We start from the raw sequence: 18,838 nt of genomic DNA, 5'->3' as shown, positions 1-18,838 counted from the left end.
TTCCATGCCAGAACCGCTCGAAACAGTCCTCGCCGAGGTGCGGGAGCTCCTGCTCGCACCGGGCCTCACCCGGGCCGTCGCGGCCGGCCGGCGCCGCGGGCACGTACCGTCGGTGACGCGGGCCCAGGTGCGGCCGGTAACTCTCAAGCACGGGCGGAAACTACAGATCGTCACGGATGACGGCGCTCGGCCGTTCACGCGGAACGTCGCGCCCGGCCCGGAGGCCGCCGCCGCGGTCGACGAGCTGCTGGCCGAGCCGTTCGGCAACTGGCACGTCGAGACCGATTCGGCCACCGTGCAGGTGCGGATCACCAAGAAGGGCGACGCGCAGGTGCACCGGGCCGGAGCCGTCGCCGCGCCGCGTGCCGCCGAGGGCCACGACCGGGCCAAGCAGTGGCTGCTCGATCCGGGCGACCCGCTGTTCTCGGTGGTCGGCGGCACCGCGGCGAAGCGCCGCCAGATCGACGCCTTCCTGCGCGCGCTCGCCGCGACCCTGCCCGACGAGCTGCCGAGCCCGCTGCGCGTCGTCGACCTCGGCTGCGGCAACGCCTACCTCACCTTCGCGGCCTATCGATATCTGTCCGGCCGGGGCGCGCACGTCCAGGTCGTGGGGGTCGATGTCCGAGAGGACCAGCGGGTCCGCAACAGCGCGGTCGCCGCCGAACTCGGCTGTGCGGCGGACGTGACGTTCGTGGCCGGGACGATCGAGGAGGCCGAGCTGCCGTTCCCGCCGGACCTGGTGCTCGCCCTGCACGCCTGCGACACGGCCACCGACCAGGCGCTGGCCCGGGCGGTCAGCTGGGAGGCCCGGTGGGTGCTGGCCGCCCCGTGCTGCCACCACGACATCGCGGCGCAGATCAAAGGCGGTGCAACCCCTTCGCCGTACGGGGAGATGACCCGCCACGCGATCCTGCGGGAGAGGTTCGCCGACGTGCTGACCGACTCGCTGCGGGCCGCCCTGCTGCGGTTGCGCGGCTATCGGGTGGAGGTGGTCGAGTTCATCGACTCGGCGCACACCCCGCGCAACCTCATGCTGCGGGCCCGGCGGACCGGCGCGGCGCCCACCGACGAGCAGCGGGCCGAGTACGACTCGCTGACCAGCCAGTGGGGCGTGACGCCGGCGCTCTCCCGGATGCTCAGCTGACCACCACGGTCCAGGCCGCCGTGGAGACCTTCCCGGCGACCTGGAAGTCGAAGAACATCCGGTAGGTGCCGGGGCTCGGGGCGGCCAGCCAGAACTTGACCTTGCCGTCGACCAGTCCCGTCTCCGGGTGCACGTGGACATAGCCGAGGTCGCCCTGACGCAGCACCACCAGATGACCGAAGGCGCCCAGGTACGGCTCGACCGTCACCGGCCGGCCGGCCGCGTCGGTGACGGTCATGAGCAGCGGCTGGGTGGACTCGGTGACGGGCGTGCCCTCGTACCCCACCTGGTGGCCGTCGGCGGTCGTGGCCCGCGCCGGATCGGGCAGGGTGACCGGCGTGTAGCTTCCGGCGACCGTCAGGTCGCTGCCCAGCGTGGAGACCAGCCGCTCACCGCCGACCACCGCGGTGAAATCGGCGATCATGCGGTAGACGCCGGGTTCGGCCAGCGTGAGATCGACACTCCACGTGCCGTCGGCCGCCATCACCGGGTGTAGATGCTGGAAGCCGGTCAGATCACGGCGGATCACGATGAGGTGCAGCGGCTTGTCGTGCACGACGGCGTACGTGGTGACCGGCGCACCGCCCGGGCCGTTGATCGTGAAGTCCAGCCGCTGCGGACGGCCCCCCTGGAAGGTGGTGACCAGCGGGGTCAGGGTGAGGCCGTTGCCGCTGAGCGAGAGGCCACCGACGGCGGCGCCCTGCCCGGTCGCGCCGATCGGTGCGGTGGTGCCGTGGGTGTGTGGTTGGCTCTCGTCGAAGGCGGACGCCGTCGGGGTGGGTTGTTGGGTGCCGGCCGGGGTCGCGGTCGTGCCGGCGGTGCCGCCGTTGAGCCGGCCCAGCCCGTAGCCCGCGAAGAGCACGACGATCAGCAGAGCCCCGATGGCCGCGAACCGGAACCCGGGCGTCGCGGAAGAGCCGTCTCCCCCGCCCACCAGACCGAGACGTGGCGCGCCGGTGTCGTCCTCCGGGACATCGCCGGTGTCCACCCGCCCGGGCCGGCCCTCGTCGGTGCGGTTGGGGTGTGGGTGTGGCTCTCCCGTACCCTCGGATTCCGGTTTTTCGGCTTTTATGGGCATTGATTCTGATGGGTGACGCTGCTCGGCCGGCCTGCGCCCGACCGGGGTGGCCTGCGTCTCGTCAGGCATCCGCGAGCTCGTAGCCGGCCTCGTCGACCGCCTCCCGCACCGCCTGCTCGGCGAGCGGGGTCTCGCTGGCGACAGTGACCCCGCCGGAGGCGAGATCGACCTGCACGCCGGTGACGCCTGGCAGGGCGGACAGCTCCTGGGTCACCGACTGCACGCAGTGCGAGCAGGTCATGCCTTTCACGGTGTAGGTGCTGGTGACCGCCATGATGGGACCCCTTCCTCCCGTCGCCGAAACCCCGCCGGCTCCCCCGTGAGCCTACCGTCCGCCGATTCCGTGCCCCGGAGATGTCACACCCCGCGGTTAGCGTGCGCGCGTGAGCCGATACGAGATCCATCTGACGGTCGTGGCCGAGGCCGACGACGAGCAGCTTCGATCCTGGGCGGCGGCCCGGAGCATGCGATACACCCGCATCCTGCTCGATCGCGGCGACCACGCCAGCCAGCCGATGCTGAGCTGGCTGTCCGACGGCACGCCGGTCTCGGCGGAGGCGGACGCCCGCCGGGTCGCGGCCACCCTGCGGGCGGCCGGCGTCCCGGTCACCCGGCTCAAGGTCGAGGCCGCCGCGTCCGGCGGCGAGGCGCCCCTCACCGCGGCCGACGCACGGCCCGACCTCTACTTCGAGCATCACGTCAAGGTGCTGCTGCCCGCCGGAGCCCCGCTGGAGCCGGTTCGTGAGCTGGCCGTCCGGCATGGCGCCCACCTGTCGCGCAATGCCCGGCGGACACGGCCCGACGGCGTGCAGGAGAGGTTCGTCACTCAGCGCTGCTACCGGGCGGGCCGGCCGGAGGCGGCCACGGCGCTGGCCGGGTTGCTCGCCGCCATCGGTGGCGCGGGCGTAGAGGTGGCCGAGGTCGAGGAGGAGTATGTGCTGGTAGACGACAACCCGGGCCTCGACGGTGGCTGGTTCGACGACCCGTCGGACATCCCGGCATGACCGCGCACCGGGCCGCGCTCGATCACATCCTCGGGGTGGTCGCCGAGCAGCCGTGGGCGGAGTGCCTGGTGCTGCGCGGCAGCATGACCATGGCGTCGTGGGTGGGCGACGCGGCCCGCCCACCGGGCGACATCGACTGGGTGGTGTGGCCGCCCGACGCGGTGCCCGTGGACTACCTGGATCCGTACCCGGTGCTGGATCGCGTCGACGTCCCCCACCACTGGCCGGAGGCCGGCCGTCACCTGCCCTGGACGTTCCAGGAGTTCGACACCGACGGCCCGCAGTCCGCGTCGTCTCCGGATCATGCGAGCTGGGTGTCCGGGGCCCAACCGGACGAGGCCCCCGATCCGGTCCACGACCGCCTCGAAAAGCTGCTGGCCGCACACCCTCGGGCGTCCGGCGGAGTGGTCCTCGACGCGAGCCGGATCGCACACGAGGCGACCTGGGACTACACCGTCTCGTGGTCGGAGTATTCGAACATTCGCATGGTCGCCGGTAGCCGCGCCCGCATGGTGATCCCGTGGACGGCGCCGGGCGGCGAAATCGGGAGCGCCCGGATCGACCTGGCCTACGACGAGGTGATGGCGGATGCGGTGGTCCGCACACCCATCCGGCGTGCCGACGGGCTGCCGCCCACCATGGCGTGGACGGCGAGCCGCGAGCTTTCCCTCGCCTGGAAGCTGCACTGGCTGATCGTCGACCAGGCCACCGAGGGCGTCTCCGCGATGAAGGACGTCTACGACGCCGTACTCCTGGCCGAACTGGACGGGATGTCCCTGTCCCGTCGCCTGCGCCGCCTGGTGCTCAGCGCCGAGGGCGCGGCCCGTCTGACGGCCCCCTCCGAGATTCCGAAGTGGGTGCTCGACGCACCGCCACCCGGCGGCGGCAGCCCCGGACCCTGGCTGGCCCGTCTGGCCGCCGCGGTCGATCGGCTGGTCCTCGCTTTCGGCCGGCCATCCCCGGCGCCCGGCACCCGGCTCGGCGGATCGGCTCATCAACCGCTGTGACACCATGCGACCGGCCCCTTGCGGAAGGGTCACGAAGGAGGAGTCGATGGAGGATCTGATTCAGGGTGGATATGTACTGACCGCCGACCCGCAACGGGTCGACTTCACCCGGGTGCACCGTTGGCTCGCCGAGGAGTCCTACTGGGCGGTCGGCCGCTCCCACGATCTGGTGGCCCGCTCCATCGACGGCTCCCTGCCGTATTCGATCTTCGCCGGCGCCGAGCAGGTGGGCTTCGCCCGAGCCGTCACCGACGGCGCCACCTTCGCCTGGATCTGCGATGTCTTCATCGACGGCACTCACCGAGGTCGCGGCCTGGGCAAATGGCTGATCGACTCGATTCTGGCCGACCTCTCCGAGCGAGGCGTTCAACGCTTCCTTCTGGCCACTAGGGACGCTCAGGAGGTCTACCGCCGCTCCGGCTTCGCCGAACTCGAAGGCGCGCACCGTTTCATGGAGATCGACCGCCGCCCCACCGGAAACCCGATCCTCGGCAGAGCCTGACACCCCCGCCGCCCCACCGGCTGCATCGCGGTCCCATTTGCTCGCCGGGGCCGCGGACCGCCTGCTTGCCGGAGCAGAGCGACCCGCGGCAGTACCAGCACGCGGCCTGAATGCCCTGGGCAGCACGCCCAGGGCGCCAACCGGACCGACCAACGTGCACACCCGCTACGGCCGGGCCTGTGCGGTTCGGCCCGCTCAACCCGCCACGGCCCGGCCTATGCGGTTCAGCCCGGTCAACCCGCCACGGCCCGGCCTATGCGGTTCAGCCCGGTCAACCCGCCACGGCCCGGCCTATGCGGTTCAGCCCGGTCAACCCGCCACGGCCCGGCCTATGGGGTTCGGCCTGGTCAACCGGCTACGGCCAGGGCCAAGGGCAGGATGCCTGGGGCGCCCGCCTTGCGGAGGGCCCGGCCGGCGAGGGCCATCGTCCAGCCGGAATCGACCAGGTCATCGACCAGCAGGACGGGGCCGGACAGTGCGGCCAGGTCGGCGGCGATCCCTGGTGGGACGGTGAAAGCGTCGTGCAGGGCGCGGACCCGCTGGGCGCTGTTGCCGCGGTGACCGCTGGCGTCCGGGGACGTCGTCGACTCCAGCATGCCGAGCATCGGCAGGCGGCCGACGGTGGCAATGTGCTCGGCGAGGCTGTGGATAAGTTGTGGATGACGCTGTGAATAAACGGAGACGACGGCGGCCGGGCGCTGCTGCCAGGCGTCATCTCCCCTGGCCCAGGCTTTGAGAACCTCGACCACGGCACCGGCCAGGTCCGAGGTGATCGGCGCGTCCGGCGACTCGGGTGAGACCGCGGCCCGAAGCCGGCCGCCCCAGCCGAGGTCCGACAGGCGGCCCACGGCACGGCCCGGCTCGATCTGCTCAGCGGGACCGATCCGGCCCTTGAGGTTGACGCCGACGGCGGCCAGGCCGGTGGGCCACATCTTCTTCGGCGCGATCTCGGTGCCGGGGCGACCCAGGAAGGCCTCAGCCGCGGCGAGCGATGGCGCGGACACCTCGGCGTCGAACAACGGGCCGGCACAGTTGTCGCACCGGCCGCATGCCGCCGCTCCGGGATCGTCCAGGCAGCGGCGGAGGAACTCCATGCGGCAGGTGGGCGTCACCGCGTACTCGATCATGGTCTTCTGCTCGGCCTCGCGTGCCTCGGCGACCCTTCGGAGCCTGGCCTCGTCGTAGGTCCACGGCTCTCCGGTGGCGAGCCAGCCCCCGCGCGTGCGGCGCACCGCGCCGTCCACGTCGAGGACCTTGAGCATCAGCTCCAGTCTGGTGCGGCGGAGGTCGACCAGCGGCTCCAGCGCCTGTGTGGACATCGGCTGGTCCGGCGAGAGGCGGGCCAGGACCGCTCGCACCTGGTCCTCCGGTGGGAACGCCAACGAGGCGAAATAGCGCCAGATCGCCGAGTCCTCCTGGCCGGGCAGCAGCACCACCTCGGCGTGCTCGACCGCGCGGCCGGCCCGGCCGACCTGTTGGTAGTAGGCGATCGGCGAGGGTGGCGCGCCGAGGTGGACGACGAACCCGAGGTCGGGTTTGTCGAAGCCCATCCCGAGGGCCGAGGTCGCGACCAGCGCCTTGATCTTGTTGGTCAGCAGGTCCTGCTCGGCTGCCCGGCGCTCGGCGTCCTCCACCTGGCCGGTGTAGGACGCCACCTCGAAGCCGCGGGACCGCAGGAAGTCGGCGGTCTCGGTGGCCGCGGCGACCGTCAGCGTGTAGACGATGCCGGAGCCGGGCAGCCGCTCCAGGTGATCGGCGAGCCAGGCCAGGCGGCGTGCCGGGTCCTCCAGGCGCAGCACGGCGAGCCTCAGCGAGTCTCGCTCCAGCGGGCCGCGCAGCACCAGCGCGTCACCGAGCTGGTCGGCGACGTCGGCGGTGACCCGCGCGTTGGCGGTGGCCGTGGTGGCCAACACCGGCGTCCGCGTCGGCAGACCGGCCAGGAAGGTGCGGAGCCGCCGGTAGTCGGGGCGGAAGTCGTGGCCCCAGTCGGAGACGCAGTGTGCCTCGTCGACCACCAGGAGACCGGTGCTCCCCGCCAGGCCGGGCAGGACGTTGTCGCGGAAGTCCGGGTTGTTGAGCCGCTCCGGGCTGATCAACAACACATCCACCTCACCGGCACGGATCTCGTGCTCGATCAGGCTCCACTCGTCGAGGTTCGCCGAGTTGATGGTGCGCGCCCGGATCCCGGCGCGGGCGGCCGAGTCGACCTGGTTGCGCATCAGGGCGAGCAGCGGGGAGACGATGACCGTCGGCCCGGCTGGGCTGTCTCCCGACCGGAGCAGGGCGGTGGCCACGAAGTAGACCGCCGATTTGCCCCACCCGGTGCGCTGCACGCACAGGACCCGCCGTCGGTCCACGGTGAGCGCCTCGATCGCCCGCCACTGGTCCTCCCGCAGCACCGCATGCTCCCCGGCGAGCCGGCGGAGCACCTCCTCAGCGCGCTCTCGCACGACCGCCCGCTCGGCCTCGCCGGCCGCCATCCGCGTCGTCTCAGTCACCCGGCATGTCTATCAGCCCGCCGTGGCCCTTCCCGAGTTATCCACAGTACGGAGTTATCCACAGGCCGAGGACACGATTCGAGCGGCGCCTCGCCGATCTGGGCCATGCTCCTGGTCGTTCAAGCGGATCGATCGGGGGTCGCCATGCGGATGTCATGGGGGAGGGCGCAGCGGGCAGTCCCGGCGCGGAGCGGGGTCCGCCCGGCGGAGGCGGGGCCTCGGCCACCACCAGGCCGGGCCGGCTGCGGCCGGCCCGGCCTGCCGAACGGCTGGACGAGCCGCGGCCGGCCCCGCGTGAGACCGGCCGGCCGCGGCCGGCGGATTCCTACCCCTGGTCACGCCCGTGGGGTGGTTCGGAGAAGACGGCGACCGTTCGCCGTACTGATGAAAGTCTCGATGACATGACCAAAACGATCGCCGAGAAGCTGCTGATAAAGCCGCATTCGACCGTCTGGCTCAACGAACCGGCCCGGCTTCCGCTGCTCACCCCCATGCCGGAGGGTGTGCGCGAGACCGGCACGCTGGCGACGGCGAGCACGGCCGTGCTGTTCGTGGAGGATGCCGAGGCCGTCCGGGAGCAGCTGGACCGGAACCGCGCCGACCTGGACAAGCCGGCCGCGTTCTGGATCGTCTATCCGAAGGGCAACAAGGCCGACATCAACCGGGACTCGCTCTGGCCCGTCGTCGCCGACTTCGACATGCGCCCGTGCGGGCAGGTGGCGATCGACGAGCGCTGGTCGGCGCTGCGGTTCCGGGCCAATCGTCCCGACGAGGGCCGCTTCACCGGTGGTGCGACGTGAGCGGCCCACCGCCGTCCGCTACCGCCCCAGGACGGTGCCTCCGTTGACGTTGATGATCTGGCCGGTGACGAACCCACCACCTGGGCCGACCAGCCAGCGGACCGTCTCGGCGATGTCGTCCGGGACACCGGCCCGCTTCACCAGGGAGGCGTCGACGCGCATCTGATGTCCTTCCGGGGTCATCCGGCCGTCGAAGAACTCACTGTCGGTGATGTAGCCCGGCGAGATGACATTCGCCGTGATGCCTTCGGCACCGAGGGAGGTGGCCAGATCCAGCCCGTAGCCGTGCAATGCGGCCTTGGCCGCGGAGTAGGGCCCGCCGCCGCCCCGCTGGGCGGCGATCGAACTGGTGAGGATGATCTTGCCGCCCGGCCGGCGGAGACGCGGAAGGAGCGCGGTGGTCGTGAGGACCGCGGATAGCACGTTCGAGTCGAGGTTGGCGCGCCAGCGGGCCGCCACGCCGCCGAGGGTGTCCTCGTCACCGGAGATGTACGCTCCCGCGTTGTTGACCAGCACGTCCACTGTCCGCCCGGCCAGCGCCTCGACCACCGCGGGCACCTGGGCCGGGTCCGAGACGTCCGCGGTCACGGCGGTGGCTTGCGGTCCGATCCACTTCACCGCGTCGGCGAGCACCTCGGCGCGGCGCCCGACGATGATCACGTCGAATCCCTCACCGGCGAGCATCCCGGCCGTCGCCTTGCCGATCCCGGTTCCGCCACCGGTGACCACTGCGAGTCTTGTCATGACCTCGACCCTATCGACGGAGTGTCAACGGAGCGGCGAACCGTCACAGCGCCAGGGAGAAGCCGGTGGCGCGCTTGGCGGCCGGGGCCGGAGCGGCGCCGGTGCCCGGTCGAGGCGCTCCGCCACGCCGGGACGGGACGCGTTTGCGCTGCTGGTTGGTCTTCGGCTCGGGCGCGCGTTCCTCGATCGTCGTCGTGTTGACCGATTCGCTCCCGGGTGGGGCCGGCCCGGTCAGGCCCGTGACCTCGGCACGGCACGGTTGCCCGTTCAGCGCGAAGGCGAGCGGCAGCGGGTTCCGCTGCCGGTAACCGCCGTGCAGGGTGACCACCCGGCTTCGGCCGCGGCCGGTCAGCACCACGCGCCGGCCGTTCTGGGTCACCGCCCGCGGTGTGGCGGCGAGCCGCTGGCCGCCGGGGTAGGAGAACTCGACGCGCCAGCCGGACGTCTCGGTGGTGAGCACGCTCAGTCTCGCCTCGAAGTAGCCGCCGGAGTCACGCCGTACCTGGTAGCGGACGGTGCAGCGGACCCGGCTCGGCCGGTCGACCGCGGGGACGCCGGTGCCGGTGGTGGCGGTGCTCGTCCGATCGGGCTCCGCCACCTCCCGTCGCGCGGACCAGTTGAGCAATCCGGAGGCGAGCAGGACCACGGTGGCCAGGGCAGCGATCGCCGAGCGGCGGTCCCGCAGCCGGTCCGGGGGCATCAGGGCACGGCTCCGGCGGCCGCCGACGAAGAGACCGCTGCCAAGAGGGCGTACCGAGTCGAGCCGGAGGACGGCCCGCAGGCGCAGGCCGGCCCGGAGCCGCAGGGTGGCGGGCGACCCGAGGCAGGCGCGGACCCCACGGCGTATCCCGGATCGGTCACGGGCCACCGGCACGGCCACCACCGCCCGGACCGCCGGCCGCTCGCCGGGACGCAGCGGCGGAATGATCGGGCGCAGGCCGACGGTCGCGGCCAGACCCCGGGCCACCTCGGCGGCGGCGGGGCGATCGGCGGGGCTCTTGGCCAGACAGCGCAGGCACAGTTCGGCGATGACGGGCGGCATATCGGGAAGGTCCGAGATCGGCTCGGGATCGGCGTAGAGGTGGGCGCGCAGTGCCTCGGCGGTGCTCTCGGCGGGCCACGGCATCCGGCCGGTGAGCCCGCGGTAGAGCAGCAGACCGAGGGCGTAGACGTCGGTGGCCGCGGACACCGAGGAGCCACCGAGGCGTTCCGGGGCGAGGTAGGCCGGAGTTCCGAGCAGGCTGCCGTCCGGGGCGGCGTCCCGCTGGCCCACCACCGCGGAGATCCCGAAGTCGACGATCTTCGCGCCGGCGCCGGTGAGCATCACGTTCGCCGGGGTGACGTCCCGGTGCACGACACCGCGGGCGTGGGCGGTGGCCAGCGCGGAGGCCACCTCGGTGACGATCATGACGGCTTCCCGCCAGTCCAGCGCACCCTGCCGGCCGAGCCGGGAGCCGAAGGACTCGCCGTCGTTGAGCTCCATGACGACGTAGGGGACGGTCAGCCGGTCCGAGATGGGGGCCTCACCGAAGTCGTGGATACCGGTGATGTGCGGGTGACAGAGCCGGGCCGCGGCCAGAGCCTCCTGGCGCAGCCGGTCACGGAAGGTGCGATCCTCGGCCAGCCCGGGTTCGAGAACCTTCACGGCGACGTCACGGCCGAGGATCTCGTCGTAGCCGCGCCAGACCACCGACATCCCACCGGTACCGAGCTTCTCGATCAGGCGGTACCGGCCCGCGAAACGGGGCGATCCATCGTGACCGTTTCGCTCCGTACGCCCCATGCGCCGATTCTCGCCCGAGTTACCGGCGGTCCGGTGCCGCACACCGAAACCCACTCGGAAACCCTCACCGGCCGGTTCCGGGCGGCGGGCGGGTCAGCCGGCGAGGAGCTGGTCGACCGGAGCGTAGTCGTCGGTGAGGACGCGGGCGTCGCCGACGAAGCCGGCCAGGTCGGCGCCGGTCAGCAGTGCGGGTGGCGCGTCGAGCCGGGCGAGCGGAGCCCTGAGCGCGTCGATCGGCAGCGGGTCGTGGGAGGCCAGGATGACGAAGTTGTCGCCGCGCCTGCCGGCGATGGCGTCCGGTGGGGCGATCAGGGCGACGTGCGGGAAGGCGGCCGCCACGGTGGCCACCTCGGCGCGGATGAAGCGGTTCGGCGGGTAGTCGATCACGTTCTGGGCGTAGACGCCACCGGGGCGCAGGACCCGGGCGATGTCGTCGGCCATCTCCCGGGTGGCCAGGTGCCACGGCACCACCAGGTGCCCGAAGGCGTCCCCGACCACCAGGTCGTAGGCGGCGTCCGGCCGCTCAGCGAGCCCGACACGGGCGTCACCGACCCGGACCCGCAGATCAGAGCCGGTGGTCAGGCCGAGTTCCCTCTCGTCCAGACCGACCAGCCCGCCGTCGAGCTCCAGGACGAGCTGCTCGCTGCCCGGCCGGGTGGCGCGGAGATAGCTCGGCACGGTGAACCCGCCTCCGCCCAGGTGCAGGGCGTCGATCGGGGCGCCGGGCGGTTCGAGCACGTCGGTGACGGCGCCGATCCACTGCACGTAGTCGAACTCGAGGTGGGTGGGGTCGGTCAGGTCGACGTACGAGTGCCGGGCCGAATTGAGGATCAGGGTCCGCCCTCCCTCGCGCGCCGGATCCTGGACCACGCTCGCGCAGTGGTAGGCCGTCTCCACGTCGCAGGGAGTGGGCGAGACCGCGCCGAGTCCGGCTCCGGCGAGCCCCACCGCGGCGAGCGATGCCCGGATCCGGGGGTTGCCGGGCAGGTCACGGCGCAGCCACCAGCCGAGCGCCACACCGCTGACCGCGAGCAGCACCGCCAGGCTGAGGATGATCACGCTGCTCGGCATGGCCGCGACGAAGACGAAACCGGTCACCAACGTCGCGGTGATCGCGCCGAGGGTGCCGATGCTGGACAGCCGGCCCACCACCGAACCGGCCCGCCGCAGATCGCTGAGTTGCAGCTTCACCACCATAGGGGCGATCGCGGAGAGCACCAGGGCGGGCGGGAAGACGGCCAGTGCGGCGAGCATCAGCACGGCCGGGGCGGCGCCGCCGCGCAGCAGCTCGCCACCCCAGCGGACCAGCGGCAGGGTGAGCGCCGTCCCGATCGCGCCGAGGATCAGCGCCGGGGCGAGCAGGGTCCGCGGGTCGAACCTGTCGGCGAGGCGGCCGCCCACCCAGGCACCGTAGGCGATGGCGGCCAGCGAGACGCCGATCACCGAGCTGCTGACCTGGAGGGTCACACCGACGTAGGGCCCGACCAGGCGGAGGGCGACGATCTCCAGGACCAGAACGGCTCCGCTCGCGCCGAAAGCGAGGGCGGTGGCCAGGGCCGAGGGCAGGGCTCGCGGCTGCTTCTCCACCGCCGCGATGCTACCGGGGCCTCAGAGCATGGAGAGGTGTACGTGGTTGGTGTGTACCGCCGCGGGGCCACCACTCGCGCTGTAGGCACGCCAGCCGGTGCTCGGCATCCAGATCTGGCGGTACCAGATCACGTACATGACGCCGAGCTCGTCCGCGTTCTTCACGTAGAACGCCGCGAGCCGGTCGCCGTACGACTTGTCGCCACCGGTGGCCGCCACGTTCTCGAAACCGCCCGAGGCTGCCGAATGGTCGCAGGCCCTGCCCTTGGGGTGCTCACCCGACGACCGCTCGCTGAAGCACACCGTGTAGCGCTTGAACCCGGCCACCTGGGCCTGCTTGTAGGCGTGCAGCGTCCGCGGCGTGATGCAGCCGCCGGAGGTCGGGTCGTCGACCGTGCACGACTCCTTCGGCCAGGAGCCGTCGGAGTTGCGCGGCGCCGGTTCGGCGGCCGGAGAGTTCGGGTCGACGAAACCGCCGGCCGCCCCACCGCCGACCTCGGCCAGCGCGACCTCGGCATCCCGCTTCCTCTTGGCCATCACGTTGACCTGGCGCTGCTGCTCCTTGATCTCGGACTCGAGAGCGATCTTGGCTCGCTTCGAGTTCTCGATCTCGGTCCGGTAGCCGGCCAGGGTGCCGCCGTCCATCTGGGCCAGCATGTCGAGGCTCTGCACCCGCTCGATGAAGCTGCCCGAATCGGAGCTGTTGAGCAGAAGGGTGACCGTGTTGATCCGGCCCATCTGGTAGGCGCGGTTGGCGACCGCGTTGACCTGGCCGGTGAGGGCCTTCGCGTTCTCCTCGGAGCGCTTCAGCGCCTCGGTCAGCTGCTTCTGCCGCTTCTTGGAGCCGGCCAGCTTCGTCTTCGCCTGGTCGTAGCCCTTGGCCGCGGCCTCGAGCGTGGCGCGCAGCTTCTTGGTGCCGCCCTCGGGGTCCGCCGACGCCGGGGGCGCAGGCAGCGCGATGACCACCGCGAAGGCGGCGGCGAGGATCGCGAGCAGGGCGGTACACCGGCGCGGGAGACTGACCGCCACAGGAACCTCCAAGTCGTAAGCGCCGGTACTTTACCGTGTCGGAGCAGGCGAAAGGGAGATCGATCAGGTAGCCGAGTATCCACCGTCGACGAAGAGCGTCTGACCGGTTACCGCCTGACCGGCCTCGCTCGCCAGAAATACGACACACCCGGCGAAATCTTCCGGAACTCCGTTGCGACCGATCATCGTACGGCGGGCGTGTGCCGCCACTTTCGTGGGATCGGCGAAAACGACGTCGGTCAGTGGCGTGTGGACCACTCCGGGGGCGATCGCGTTGCAGCAGACGCCGTGTTGCGACCACGCCTCGGCCTGCGAACGGGTGAGGCCGACGAGCCCCGCCTTCGCCGCTCCGTAGGCGCCACTGTTGCCGTACGCCCGGAAGGCCTGCTGGGAGACGACATTGATGATCCGGCCCCAGCCTCGCCGGGCCATCGCCGGGCCGAACGCCTGGCCCAGGAGGAACGGCGCGGTCAGGTTGGCGGCGAGCGTGACGTCCCAGACGTCGTCGGTGAGCTCGTCGAGCGGCGGCCGCAGGTTGATTCCAGCCGAATTGACCAGGATGTCGGGCTCGCCGTACCCCTCAATGATCTTGCTGGTGACGGCCTTGACGGCAGCCCGGTCGGCGAGATCCGCGGAGATCGCGTGAGCGTCGGCGCCGTGGCCGCGCAACTCGGCGACCACCTCGGCCATCGGCGCTTCGCGCCGGGCCACCAGCACGATCCGCGCGCCGGCACGGCCCAGGGCGAGCGCCATCGCGCGCCCGATCCCGGAGCTGCCGCCGGTCACCACCGCGGTCCGCCCGCTCAGCCCGAAAAGCTCATCGAGGTACGAGGACATGCCCGCACCCTAGATCCACGGACCCGCCCACGGGCTCCGGCCGACTGTGACCGTCCCCTCACCCGAAAGAGGTCCCCGCGCCACCGAACGAGCGACCCGCGAACGAGACACACGCAAACGGCCCGACGACGCGCAAGCCGCCCGGCGAATCGGAAAAGGCCGGCCACGCGCAAGCCCGGCGGATCGGAAACAGCCGACCACGCGCGAGCCCCGAGGCATCGGAAACGGCCGGCCGGGCGGAGGCCGTCAGGTGAGGTCGGTCGGTGGGGGGCCGTCCGGGAAGAGGGTGCCGTGGACGGTTTGCCAGATGTCCTCGTTGGCGGCGACCAGCAGGCCGCGCCGGCGGTCGGTGGGGCGGTAGTCGGCGCCGTCCAGGTGGCGGGTCACACCGCCGGCCTCGCGGACGATCAGGGTGCCGGGCACGTGATCCCACGGGAGGATCCGCCAGAACATCGCGAACTGCTGTTCGTCGGTGGCGACGGCCGGGTACTCGTACCCGGCGCAGTGCCGGCCGGAGGTGTGACCGCCGAGGGCCACGGCGTTGGCACGGACCCGATCCCGCAGGTGGTCCGGCAGGTACTTGTGGGAGATCACGCCCCGCAACCGGGCCGCGCCCGGATCGTCGGCGCGGGTCTTCACGCGGACACCGTCCCGGTAGGCGCCGGAACCCGCCTCGGCCACCGTCAGGTGATCACCGATCACGTCGAGGATCCACGCCGCGCAGGTCTCCCCGTCTCGCAGCAGGGCGACCATCACGCAGAACGGCGTCTTCCCGGCGGCGAAGTTGTTGGTGCCGTCGACCGGGTCGACGATCCACACGGCGCCGCTGCCGCCGAGCCGGTCCCGGACCGTGGGGTCGGCCGCCACGGCCTCCTCGCCGACAACCGTCGAGCCGGGCAGCAGCGCGGTGAGCCCGCGGGTCAGTGCCCGCTCGGACTCCTGGTCGGCGATGGTGACCAGGTCACCGGGCGCCTTCTGCTGCACCTCGTCGTCGGCCAGGCGCTGGAAGCGCGGCAGGACGACGGTGTGCGCGACCTCACGAACCAGCTCAGCGACCTGATCAAGAACCTGATCAGGCACGCGGCGGCAACTTCACGACGCTGACGAAGAACTCGTCGATCTGCCGGATCACCGCGATGAACCGCTCGAAGTCGACCGGCTTGGTGACGTACGCGTTCGCGTGGAGCTGGTAGCTGCGCAGGATGTCCTCGTCCGCCGAGGAGGTGGTGAGCACGACGACCGGGATGCGGCCCAGGTCGTCGTCCTTCTTGATCTCGGCGAGCACCTCACGGCCGTCCCGCTTCGGCAGGTTGAGATCGAGCAGGATGAGGTCGGGCCGCACCGCGTCGGCGAACGGGCCCTCCTGCCGCAGGTAGGCGAGCGCCTCGGCACCGTCGGAGACCACGGTCAGCCGGTTGCGGACCTTGTGCTCCTCGAACGCCTCCTGTGTCATCAGCACGTCACCGGGGTCGTCCTCGACGAGCAACACCTCGATCGGTGTGCCCGGTTCTCTCTCCGTGCTCATGTCGCCACCTCCGCTTAGCTCCGCCGATGCCACAAGCCCGGGCGATGCCACGAGCGCGGCATTGAGCTCATGTGGTCCCCACGTCTTCCGCGCTCTCGAGCGCCTCGGCGCCCGGCAGTGCCGCGAGCGTGAAATTGATCGACGCGCCCTCGGCGACGTCGACGTCCAGCCAGACCCGCCCGCCATGGTATTCGACGATCTTCTTGACGATCGCCAATCCGATGCCGGTCCCCTCGTACGCGTCCCGGGCGTGCAGCCGCTGGAAGATCACGAACACCTTGTCGGCGAACTCGGCCTCGATGCCGATGCCGTTGTCCCGCACGTTGACATGCCACTCACGGCCCTGGGGCTGGGCGGTGATCCGCACGACCGGTGGCACGTCGGGCCGGCGGAACTTGAGCGAGTTGCCGATCAGGTTGACGAAGAGGGTGGTGAGCAGCGGCTCCTCACCCTCCACGGTGGGCAGTCCGCTCCAGCTGATCTCCGCGCCCTCGCCGGCCCGCGGCTCCAGCTGCGACTTCACCTCGGCGAGCACCTTGTTCAGGTCGACGTCGGTGAACCCGGTGGTGAGCCGGCCGATCCGGGAGAAGGCGAGCAGGTCGTTGATGAGCCGCTGCATGCGCTGCGCCCCGTCCACCGCGAAGCCGATGTACTGGTCGGCGCGCTCGTCCATCTGCCCCGCGTACCGTCGCTGGAGGAGCTGGCAGAAGCTGGCCACCTTGCGCAGCGGCTCCTGGAGGTCGTGCGAGGCCACGTAGGCGAACTGCTCCAGGTCGCGGTTGGACCGGGTCAGTTCCTCGGCCTGCGACTGCAACTGCTGGTTGATCCATTCGACCTGCTGGCGCGCCTCCCGGACCTCGCTCAGCTCGCTGGCGATCTGCTGCCGCATCCGGTCGACGTCCTCGGCGAGGCCGACCAGGTCGGGTGAGCTGTAGCGGCTTTCGATGTGCCGGTCGTAGTCGCCGGCCGCGACCTGCCGCACCTGCCCGGCGAGGTCCAGGATCGGCCGGCTGACCAGGCGGTCCAGCAGGAGCAGCAGGAAGGCGCCGGTGAACAGGATGATCACCGCGGCGGCGATCTCGATGGCCACCATCGCTCGGCTGGAGTCGCGGGCGGCGTCCGCCGAGCGGGCCCGTAGTTCCAGGATGTGGCCCTGCATCACCTCGACGGCCGCGCGGAGTTCGTCGAACTCGCGGGTACCGGACTCCTCGATCCGCTGCTGGGCCGCCTCGGTGCCCTCGCTGCGGACGGTCTGGATGAGCGGTTCGGCCATCGCGGCCCGCCAGGCCACGGCTCGGTCTCGGACCACCTCGAGGGCGGCGCGGATCTCGCCGTCCTCCGGATTCAGGTAGCCCTCGATCCGGCTGATCTGGAGGTTTTCCTGCGCCAGCCCGTCCCGGTACGGCTCGAGGTTGTGCTCCTGCCCGGTGATGGCGTAGCCCCGGACACCGGTCTCCTGGTCGACGAGCGCGGTGGTCAGGGTCTCGCCTGCGGCCCGCATCGGGGTGGCGCGGTCGAGGATGTCGTCGACCTGCTGGGTGTTGGCGGCCGCCGTGATCGCGGCGACCACGCCGAGCCCGCCGAGCACCAGTCCGGCGGCGCCGCAGAGTGCCACGATCCGGGTCCGCAGGGTCCAGGCCCGCATCCTGGTTCTCATCTGCCGCCGCCCCGGGAGATCAGCAGCATGGCGACGTCGTCGGTGAGCGGGCCGCCGTTGTCGCGGTCGGCCCGGGCCACCAGCCATTCGGGCAGCTCGGGCAGCGGTTTGGCACGCGCCTCCGGCTCGGCCAGCAGCTGGCACAGGCCGTCGACGTCGAGCCGCTCGTCGCTACCTCCGGTACGCCCCTCGATCAGGCCGTCGGTGTACATCAGCAAGGACCAGTCATGGCCGTCGAACTCCAGCTCGGTCGCGGGGGTGGGAGTGGGACGTACCCCGAGCACGATCCCGGTACGCACGGCGACCGGCGCGGCCCGCCCACCGGAGAGCACGACGGGCGGCGGGTGGCCGGCCACCCGTACCGTCGCTCTGTTTTTGGGAAGGTCGATGACCGCCGACGCGACAGTGGCGAACACCTCCCGGGCCCGCCGTTCGGACATCAGCACCTGTTCGAGTGAGGGCAGCACCTGCTCCTCCGGCACTCCGGCGAGCACCAGGGCGCGCCAGGCGACCCGCAGTTCGACGCCGAGCGCCGCCTCGTCCACGCCGTGCCCGCAGACGTCGCCGACGATCACGTGCAGCCGGTCGTCGCCGATCTGCACCACGTCGTAGAAGTCGCCACCGAGCAGGCCCATGGCCCGTCCGGACCGGTAGAACGGCTCGACCCCGATGCCGAAGTCGTCCCGTTTGAGTGGCTTGGGCAGCAGACCGCGTTCCAGGCGGGCCGACTCGGCTTCGCGCAGTTCGGCCTCGCGCAGTCGCCGGGCGTTCTCGTCGGCGCGTTTCCGCTCCACCGCGTAGCGCAGCGACCGGATCAGCAACACGCCGTCGACCTGGCCTTTGACCAGGTAGTCCTGGGCGCCCTCGGCGACCGCCTGCACCCCGAGGTGTTCGTCGGAGCGGCCGGTGAGCACGCAGACCGCGGCGCCTCCGGCGACGGCGAGCAGCTTGCGCAGGCCGTCGATACCCTCGGCGTCGGGAAGGCCCAGGTCGAGGAGGACGCACTCGACTCCGGTCAGCCGCTCGCGGGCCTCGCGCAGGCTGCTGGCGACGGTCAGTTCGAACGGGGCCTCGGCTTCGGCGAGCAGCTCACGGACCAGGAAGGCATCGCCCTCGTCGTCTTCGACGAGCAGGATCCGTAGCCGTTCCAGCTGGTCCGCCGCGTACCTGCGGGACGCGAGCGACCGCTCCGTCATTCCGATTCCCCACTCGACGCATAGGTGACCCGCAAATCGTGTACCAACCGGCCCCGCGGCACAACTTCGGTCATCGGTGGGGGTCGTCGGAGGAGGACGAAGGAGACGGGCCGGAGTCGGCGGCGACCCGCCGGGCGTGTTCGGCGATCACCTGACCGAGGATGCCGTGCAGTTGTCCGCAGTCCCGGCAGTGCAGGTTCTCGTCCAGGTGGAGTCCTCCGCATTTGGCACAATTTCCCCGGTCCTCGGGGTCCCGATAGGACTCCAGGGCCCGGCACATCGCCCGGATCACGTGGTCACTGACGGTGAATACATCCTCACCGAAGGCCGTGCGCACACCGAGAACGGCGACGGGGTCAGCGTCCGGCGTCGGATTGTAGGGCGACACCCGGTCGATGAACTCCGCGATGACGGCGGCTGGGTCAAGCGGCGTAGTCACCCGGAACA

The 18,838-nt window shown here is 71.5% G+C and carries 18 protein-coding genes; 5 read left to right on the top strand and 13 right to left on the bottom strand.

Annotated features, from left to right (window positions below; all coding sequences use genetic code 11):
- Positions 1-4 precede the first annotated feature (4 nt).
- A complete protein-coding gene (locus IEZ13_RS40885; RefSeq protein ID WP_183226929.1) occupies positions 5-1,144 on the top strand; it encodes a class I SAM-dependent methyltransferase in 1,140 nt (379 codons plus the stop codon).
- Here IEZ13_RS40885 and IEZ13_RS40880 read toward each other — a convergent pair.
- On the bottom strand, positions 1,137-2,132 hold the full coding sequence (locus tag IEZ13_RS40880; RefSeq protein WP_229795666.1) for a hypothetical protein: 996 nt from the start codon (positions 2,130-2,132) through the stop codon (positions 1,137-1,139). The genes IEZ13_RS40885 and IEZ13_RS40880 overlap by 8 nt on opposite strands.
- Positions 2,133-2,283: 151 nt before the next feature.
- On the bottom strand, positions 2,284-2,496 hold the full coding sequence (locus IEZ13_RS40875; protein WP_183226930.1) for a heavy-metal-associated domain-containing protein: 213 nt from the start codon (positions 2,494-2,496) through the stop codon (positions 2,284-2,286).
- A 109-nt stretch (positions 2,497-2,605) separates the two neighbouring features.
- Here IEZ13_RS40875 and IEZ13_RS40870 point away from each other — a divergent pair, with 109 nt between their 5' ends.
- From IEZ13_RS40870 to IEZ13_RS40860, 3 genes are read left to right on the top strand one after another with little or no spacing between them, the layout of a single operon-like run.
- On the top strand, positions 2,606-3,226 hold the full coding sequence (locus tag IEZ13_RS40870) for a hypothetical protein (RefSeq protein WP_183226931.1): 621 nt from the start codon (positions 2,606-2,608) through the stop codon (positions 3,224-3,226).
- Positions 3,223-4,233, top strand: a complete 1,011-nt coding sequence (locus IEZ13_RS40865) for a nucleotidyl transferase AbiEii/AbiGii toxin family protein (protein WP_183226932.1) — start codon at positions 3,223-3,225, stop codon at positions 4,231-4,233. Before IEZ13_RS40870 ends, IEZ13_RS40865 begins: the two co-directional genes overlap by 4 nt.
- A gap of 46 nt (positions 4,234-4,279) precedes the next feature.
- A complete protein-coding gene (locus tag IEZ13_RS40860) occupies positions 4,280-4,735 on the top strand; it encodes a GNAT family N-acetyltransferase (protein ID WP_183226933.1) in 456 nt (151 codons plus the stop codon).
- A 347-nt stretch (positions 4,736-5,082) separates the two neighbouring features.
- Here IEZ13_RS40860 and IEZ13_RS40855 read toward each other — a convergent pair whose 3' ends face one another.
- Positions 5,083-7,215 carry a RecQ family ATP-dependent DNA helicase gene (locus tag IEZ13_RS40855; protein WP_183227043.1) on the bottom strand — a complete coding sequence of 711 codons (2,133 nt, stop codon included), beginning with the start codon at positions 7,213-7,215 and terminating at the stop codon, positions 5,083-5,085.
- 419 nt (positions 7,216-7,634) lie between these two features.
- Here IEZ13_RS40855 and IEZ13_RS40850 point away from each other — a divergent pair, with 419 nt between their 5' ends.
- Positions 7,635-8,033: a hypothetical protein gene (locus tag IEZ13_RS40850; RefSeq protein WP_183226934.1), complete on the top strand. Its 399-nt coding sequence runs from the start codon at positions 7,635-7,637 to the stop codon at positions 8,031-8,033.
- 18 nt (positions 8,034-8,051) lie between these two features.
- Here the strand turns inward: IEZ13_RS40850 and IEZ13_RS40845 are convergent, their stop codons facing one another.
- The 10 genes from IEZ13_RS40845 to IEZ13_RS40800 all read right to left on the bottom strand — a co-directional run bounded on the left by IEZ13_RS40845 (position 8,052) and on the right by IEZ13_RS40800 (position 18,830).
- Positions 8,052-8,777, bottom strand: coding sequence for an SDR family NAD(P)-dependent oxidoreductase (locus tag IEZ13_RS40845; RefSeq protein WP_183226935.1), 726 nt, complete (start codon positions 8,775-8,777; stop codon positions 8,052-8,054).
- Between the two features lie 43 nt (positions 8,778-8,820).
- A complete protein-coding gene (locus tag IEZ13_RS40840; protein ID WP_183226936.1) occupies positions 8,821-10,560 on the bottom strand; it encodes a serine/threonine-protein kinase in 1,740 nt (579 codons plus the stop codon).
- A gap of 93 nt (positions 10,561-10,653) precedes the next feature.
- Positions 10,654-12,147 (bottom strand): fused MFS/spermidine synthase, encoded by a 1,494-nt coding sequence (locus IEZ13_RS40835; RefSeq protein ID WP_183226937.1) that lies wholly within the window; start codon positions 12,145-12,147, stop codon positions 10,654-10,656.
- Positions 12,148-12,168: 21 nt separating this feature from the next.
- Positions 12,169-13,176 carry a coiled-coil domain-containing protein gene (locus IEZ13_RS40830; RefSeq protein WP_220142336.1) on the bottom strand — a complete coding sequence of 336 codons (1,008 nt, stop codon included), beginning with the start codon at positions 13,174-13,176 and terminating at the stop codon, positions 12,169-12,171.
- A gap of 63 nt (positions 13,177-13,239) precedes the next feature.
- Positions 13,240-14,013, bottom strand: a complete 774-nt coding sequence (locus IEZ13_RS40825; protein WP_183226939.1) for an SDR family NAD(P)-dependent oxidoreductase — start codon at positions 14,011-14,013, stop codon at positions 13,240-13,242.
- 246 nt (positions 14,014-14,259) lie between these two features.
- A complete protein-coding gene (locus IEZ13_RS40820) occupies positions 14,260-15,093 on the bottom strand; it encodes an inositol monophosphatase family protein (protein WP_183226941.1) in 834 nt (277 codons plus the stop codon).
- The gene (locus IEZ13_RS40815; RefSeq protein WP_183226943.1) at positions 15,086-15,538 is read right to left on the bottom strand and encodes a response regulator; all 453 of its coding nucleotides are present in this window, start codon (positions 15,536-15,538) and stop codon (positions 15,086-15,088) included. Before IEZ13_RS40815 ends, IEZ13_RS40820 begins: the two co-directional genes overlap by 8 nt.
- A 67-nt stretch (positions 15,539-15,605) precedes the next feature.
- On the bottom strand, positions 15,606-17,195 hold the full coding sequence (locus IEZ13_RS40810) for a sensor histidine kinase (RefSeq protein WP_189285772.1): 1,590 nt from the start codon (positions 17,193-17,195) through the stop codon (positions 15,606-15,608).
- Positions 17,192-18,391 (bottom strand): PP2C family protein-serine/threonine phosphatase, encoded by a 1,200-nt coding sequence (locus IEZ13_RS40805; RefSeq protein WP_183226945.1) that lies wholly within the window; start codon positions 18,389-18,391, stop codon positions 17,192-17,194. Before IEZ13_RS40805 ends, IEZ13_RS40810 begins: the two co-directional genes overlap by 4 nt.
- Positions 18,392-18,461: 70 nt before the next feature.
- Positions 18,462-18,830 (bottom strand): hypothetical protein, encoded by a 369-nt coding sequence (locus tag IEZ13_RS40800; RefSeq protein WP_183226947.1) that lies wholly within the window; start codon positions 18,828-18,830, stop codon positions 18,462-18,464.
- Positions 18,831-18,838 lie beyond the last annotated feature (8 nt).

It is taken from the genome of Actinoplanes campanulatus, assembly GCF_014647795.1.
Taxonomy (GTDB): Bacteria; Actinomycetota; Actinomycetes; order Mycobacteriales; family Micromonosporaceae; genus Actinoplanes; species Actinoplanes campanulatus.
Note: the sequence above shows the minus strand (reverse complement) of the source record. Positions and strands in the feature narration are given on the sequence as shown.

Coding starts and splice junctions, on each gene's coding strand:
- IEZ13_RS40825 (WP_183226939.1), bottom strand. CDS start 14,013: ATGTCCTCGTACCTCGATGAGCTTTTCGGGCTGAGCGGGCGGACCGCG.
- IEZ13_RS40815 (WP_183226943.1), bottom strand. CDS start 15,538: ATGAGCACGGAGAGAGAACCGGGCACACCGATCGAGGTGTTGCTCGTC.
- IEZ13_RS40860 (WP_183226933.1), top strand. CDS start 4,280: ATGGAGGATCTGATTCAGGGTGGATATGTACTGACCGCCGACCCGCAA.
- IEZ13_RS40805 (WP_183226945.1), bottom strand. CDS start 18,391: ATGACGGAGCGGTCGCTCGCGTCCCGCAGGTACGCGGCGGACCAGCTG.
- IEZ13_RS40845 (WP_183226935.1), bottom strand. CDS start 8,777: ATGACAAGACTCGCAGTGGTCACCGGTGGCGGAACCGGGATCGGCAAG.
- IEZ13_RS40875 (WP_183226930.1), bottom strand. CDS start 2,496: ATGGCGGTCACCAGCACCTACACCGTGAAAGGCATGACCTGCTCGCAC.
- IEZ13_RS40840 (WP_183226936.1), bottom strand. CDS start 10,560: ATGGGGCGTACGGAGCGAAACGGTCACGATGGATCGCCCCGTTTCGCG.
- IEZ13_RS40885 (WP_183226929.1), top strand. CDS start 5: ATGCCAGAACCGCTCGAAACAGTCCTCGCCGAGGTGCGGGAGCTCCTG.
- IEZ13_RS40810 (WP_189285772.1), bottom strand. CDS start 17,195: ATGAGAACCAGGATGCGGGCCTGGACCCTGCGGACCCGGATCGTGGCA.
- IEZ13_RS40855 (WP_183227043.1), bottom strand. CDS start 7,215: ATGGCGGCCGGCGAGGCCGAGCGGGCGGTCGTGCGAGAGCGCGCTGAG.
- IEZ13_RS40865 (WP_183226932.1), top strand. CDS start 3,223: ATGACCGCGCACCGGGCCGCGCTCGATCACATCCTCGGGGTGGTCGCC.
- IEZ13_RS40850 (WP_183226934.1), top strand. CDS start 7,635: ATGACCAAAACGATCGCCGAGAAGCTGCTGATAAAGCCGCATTCGACC.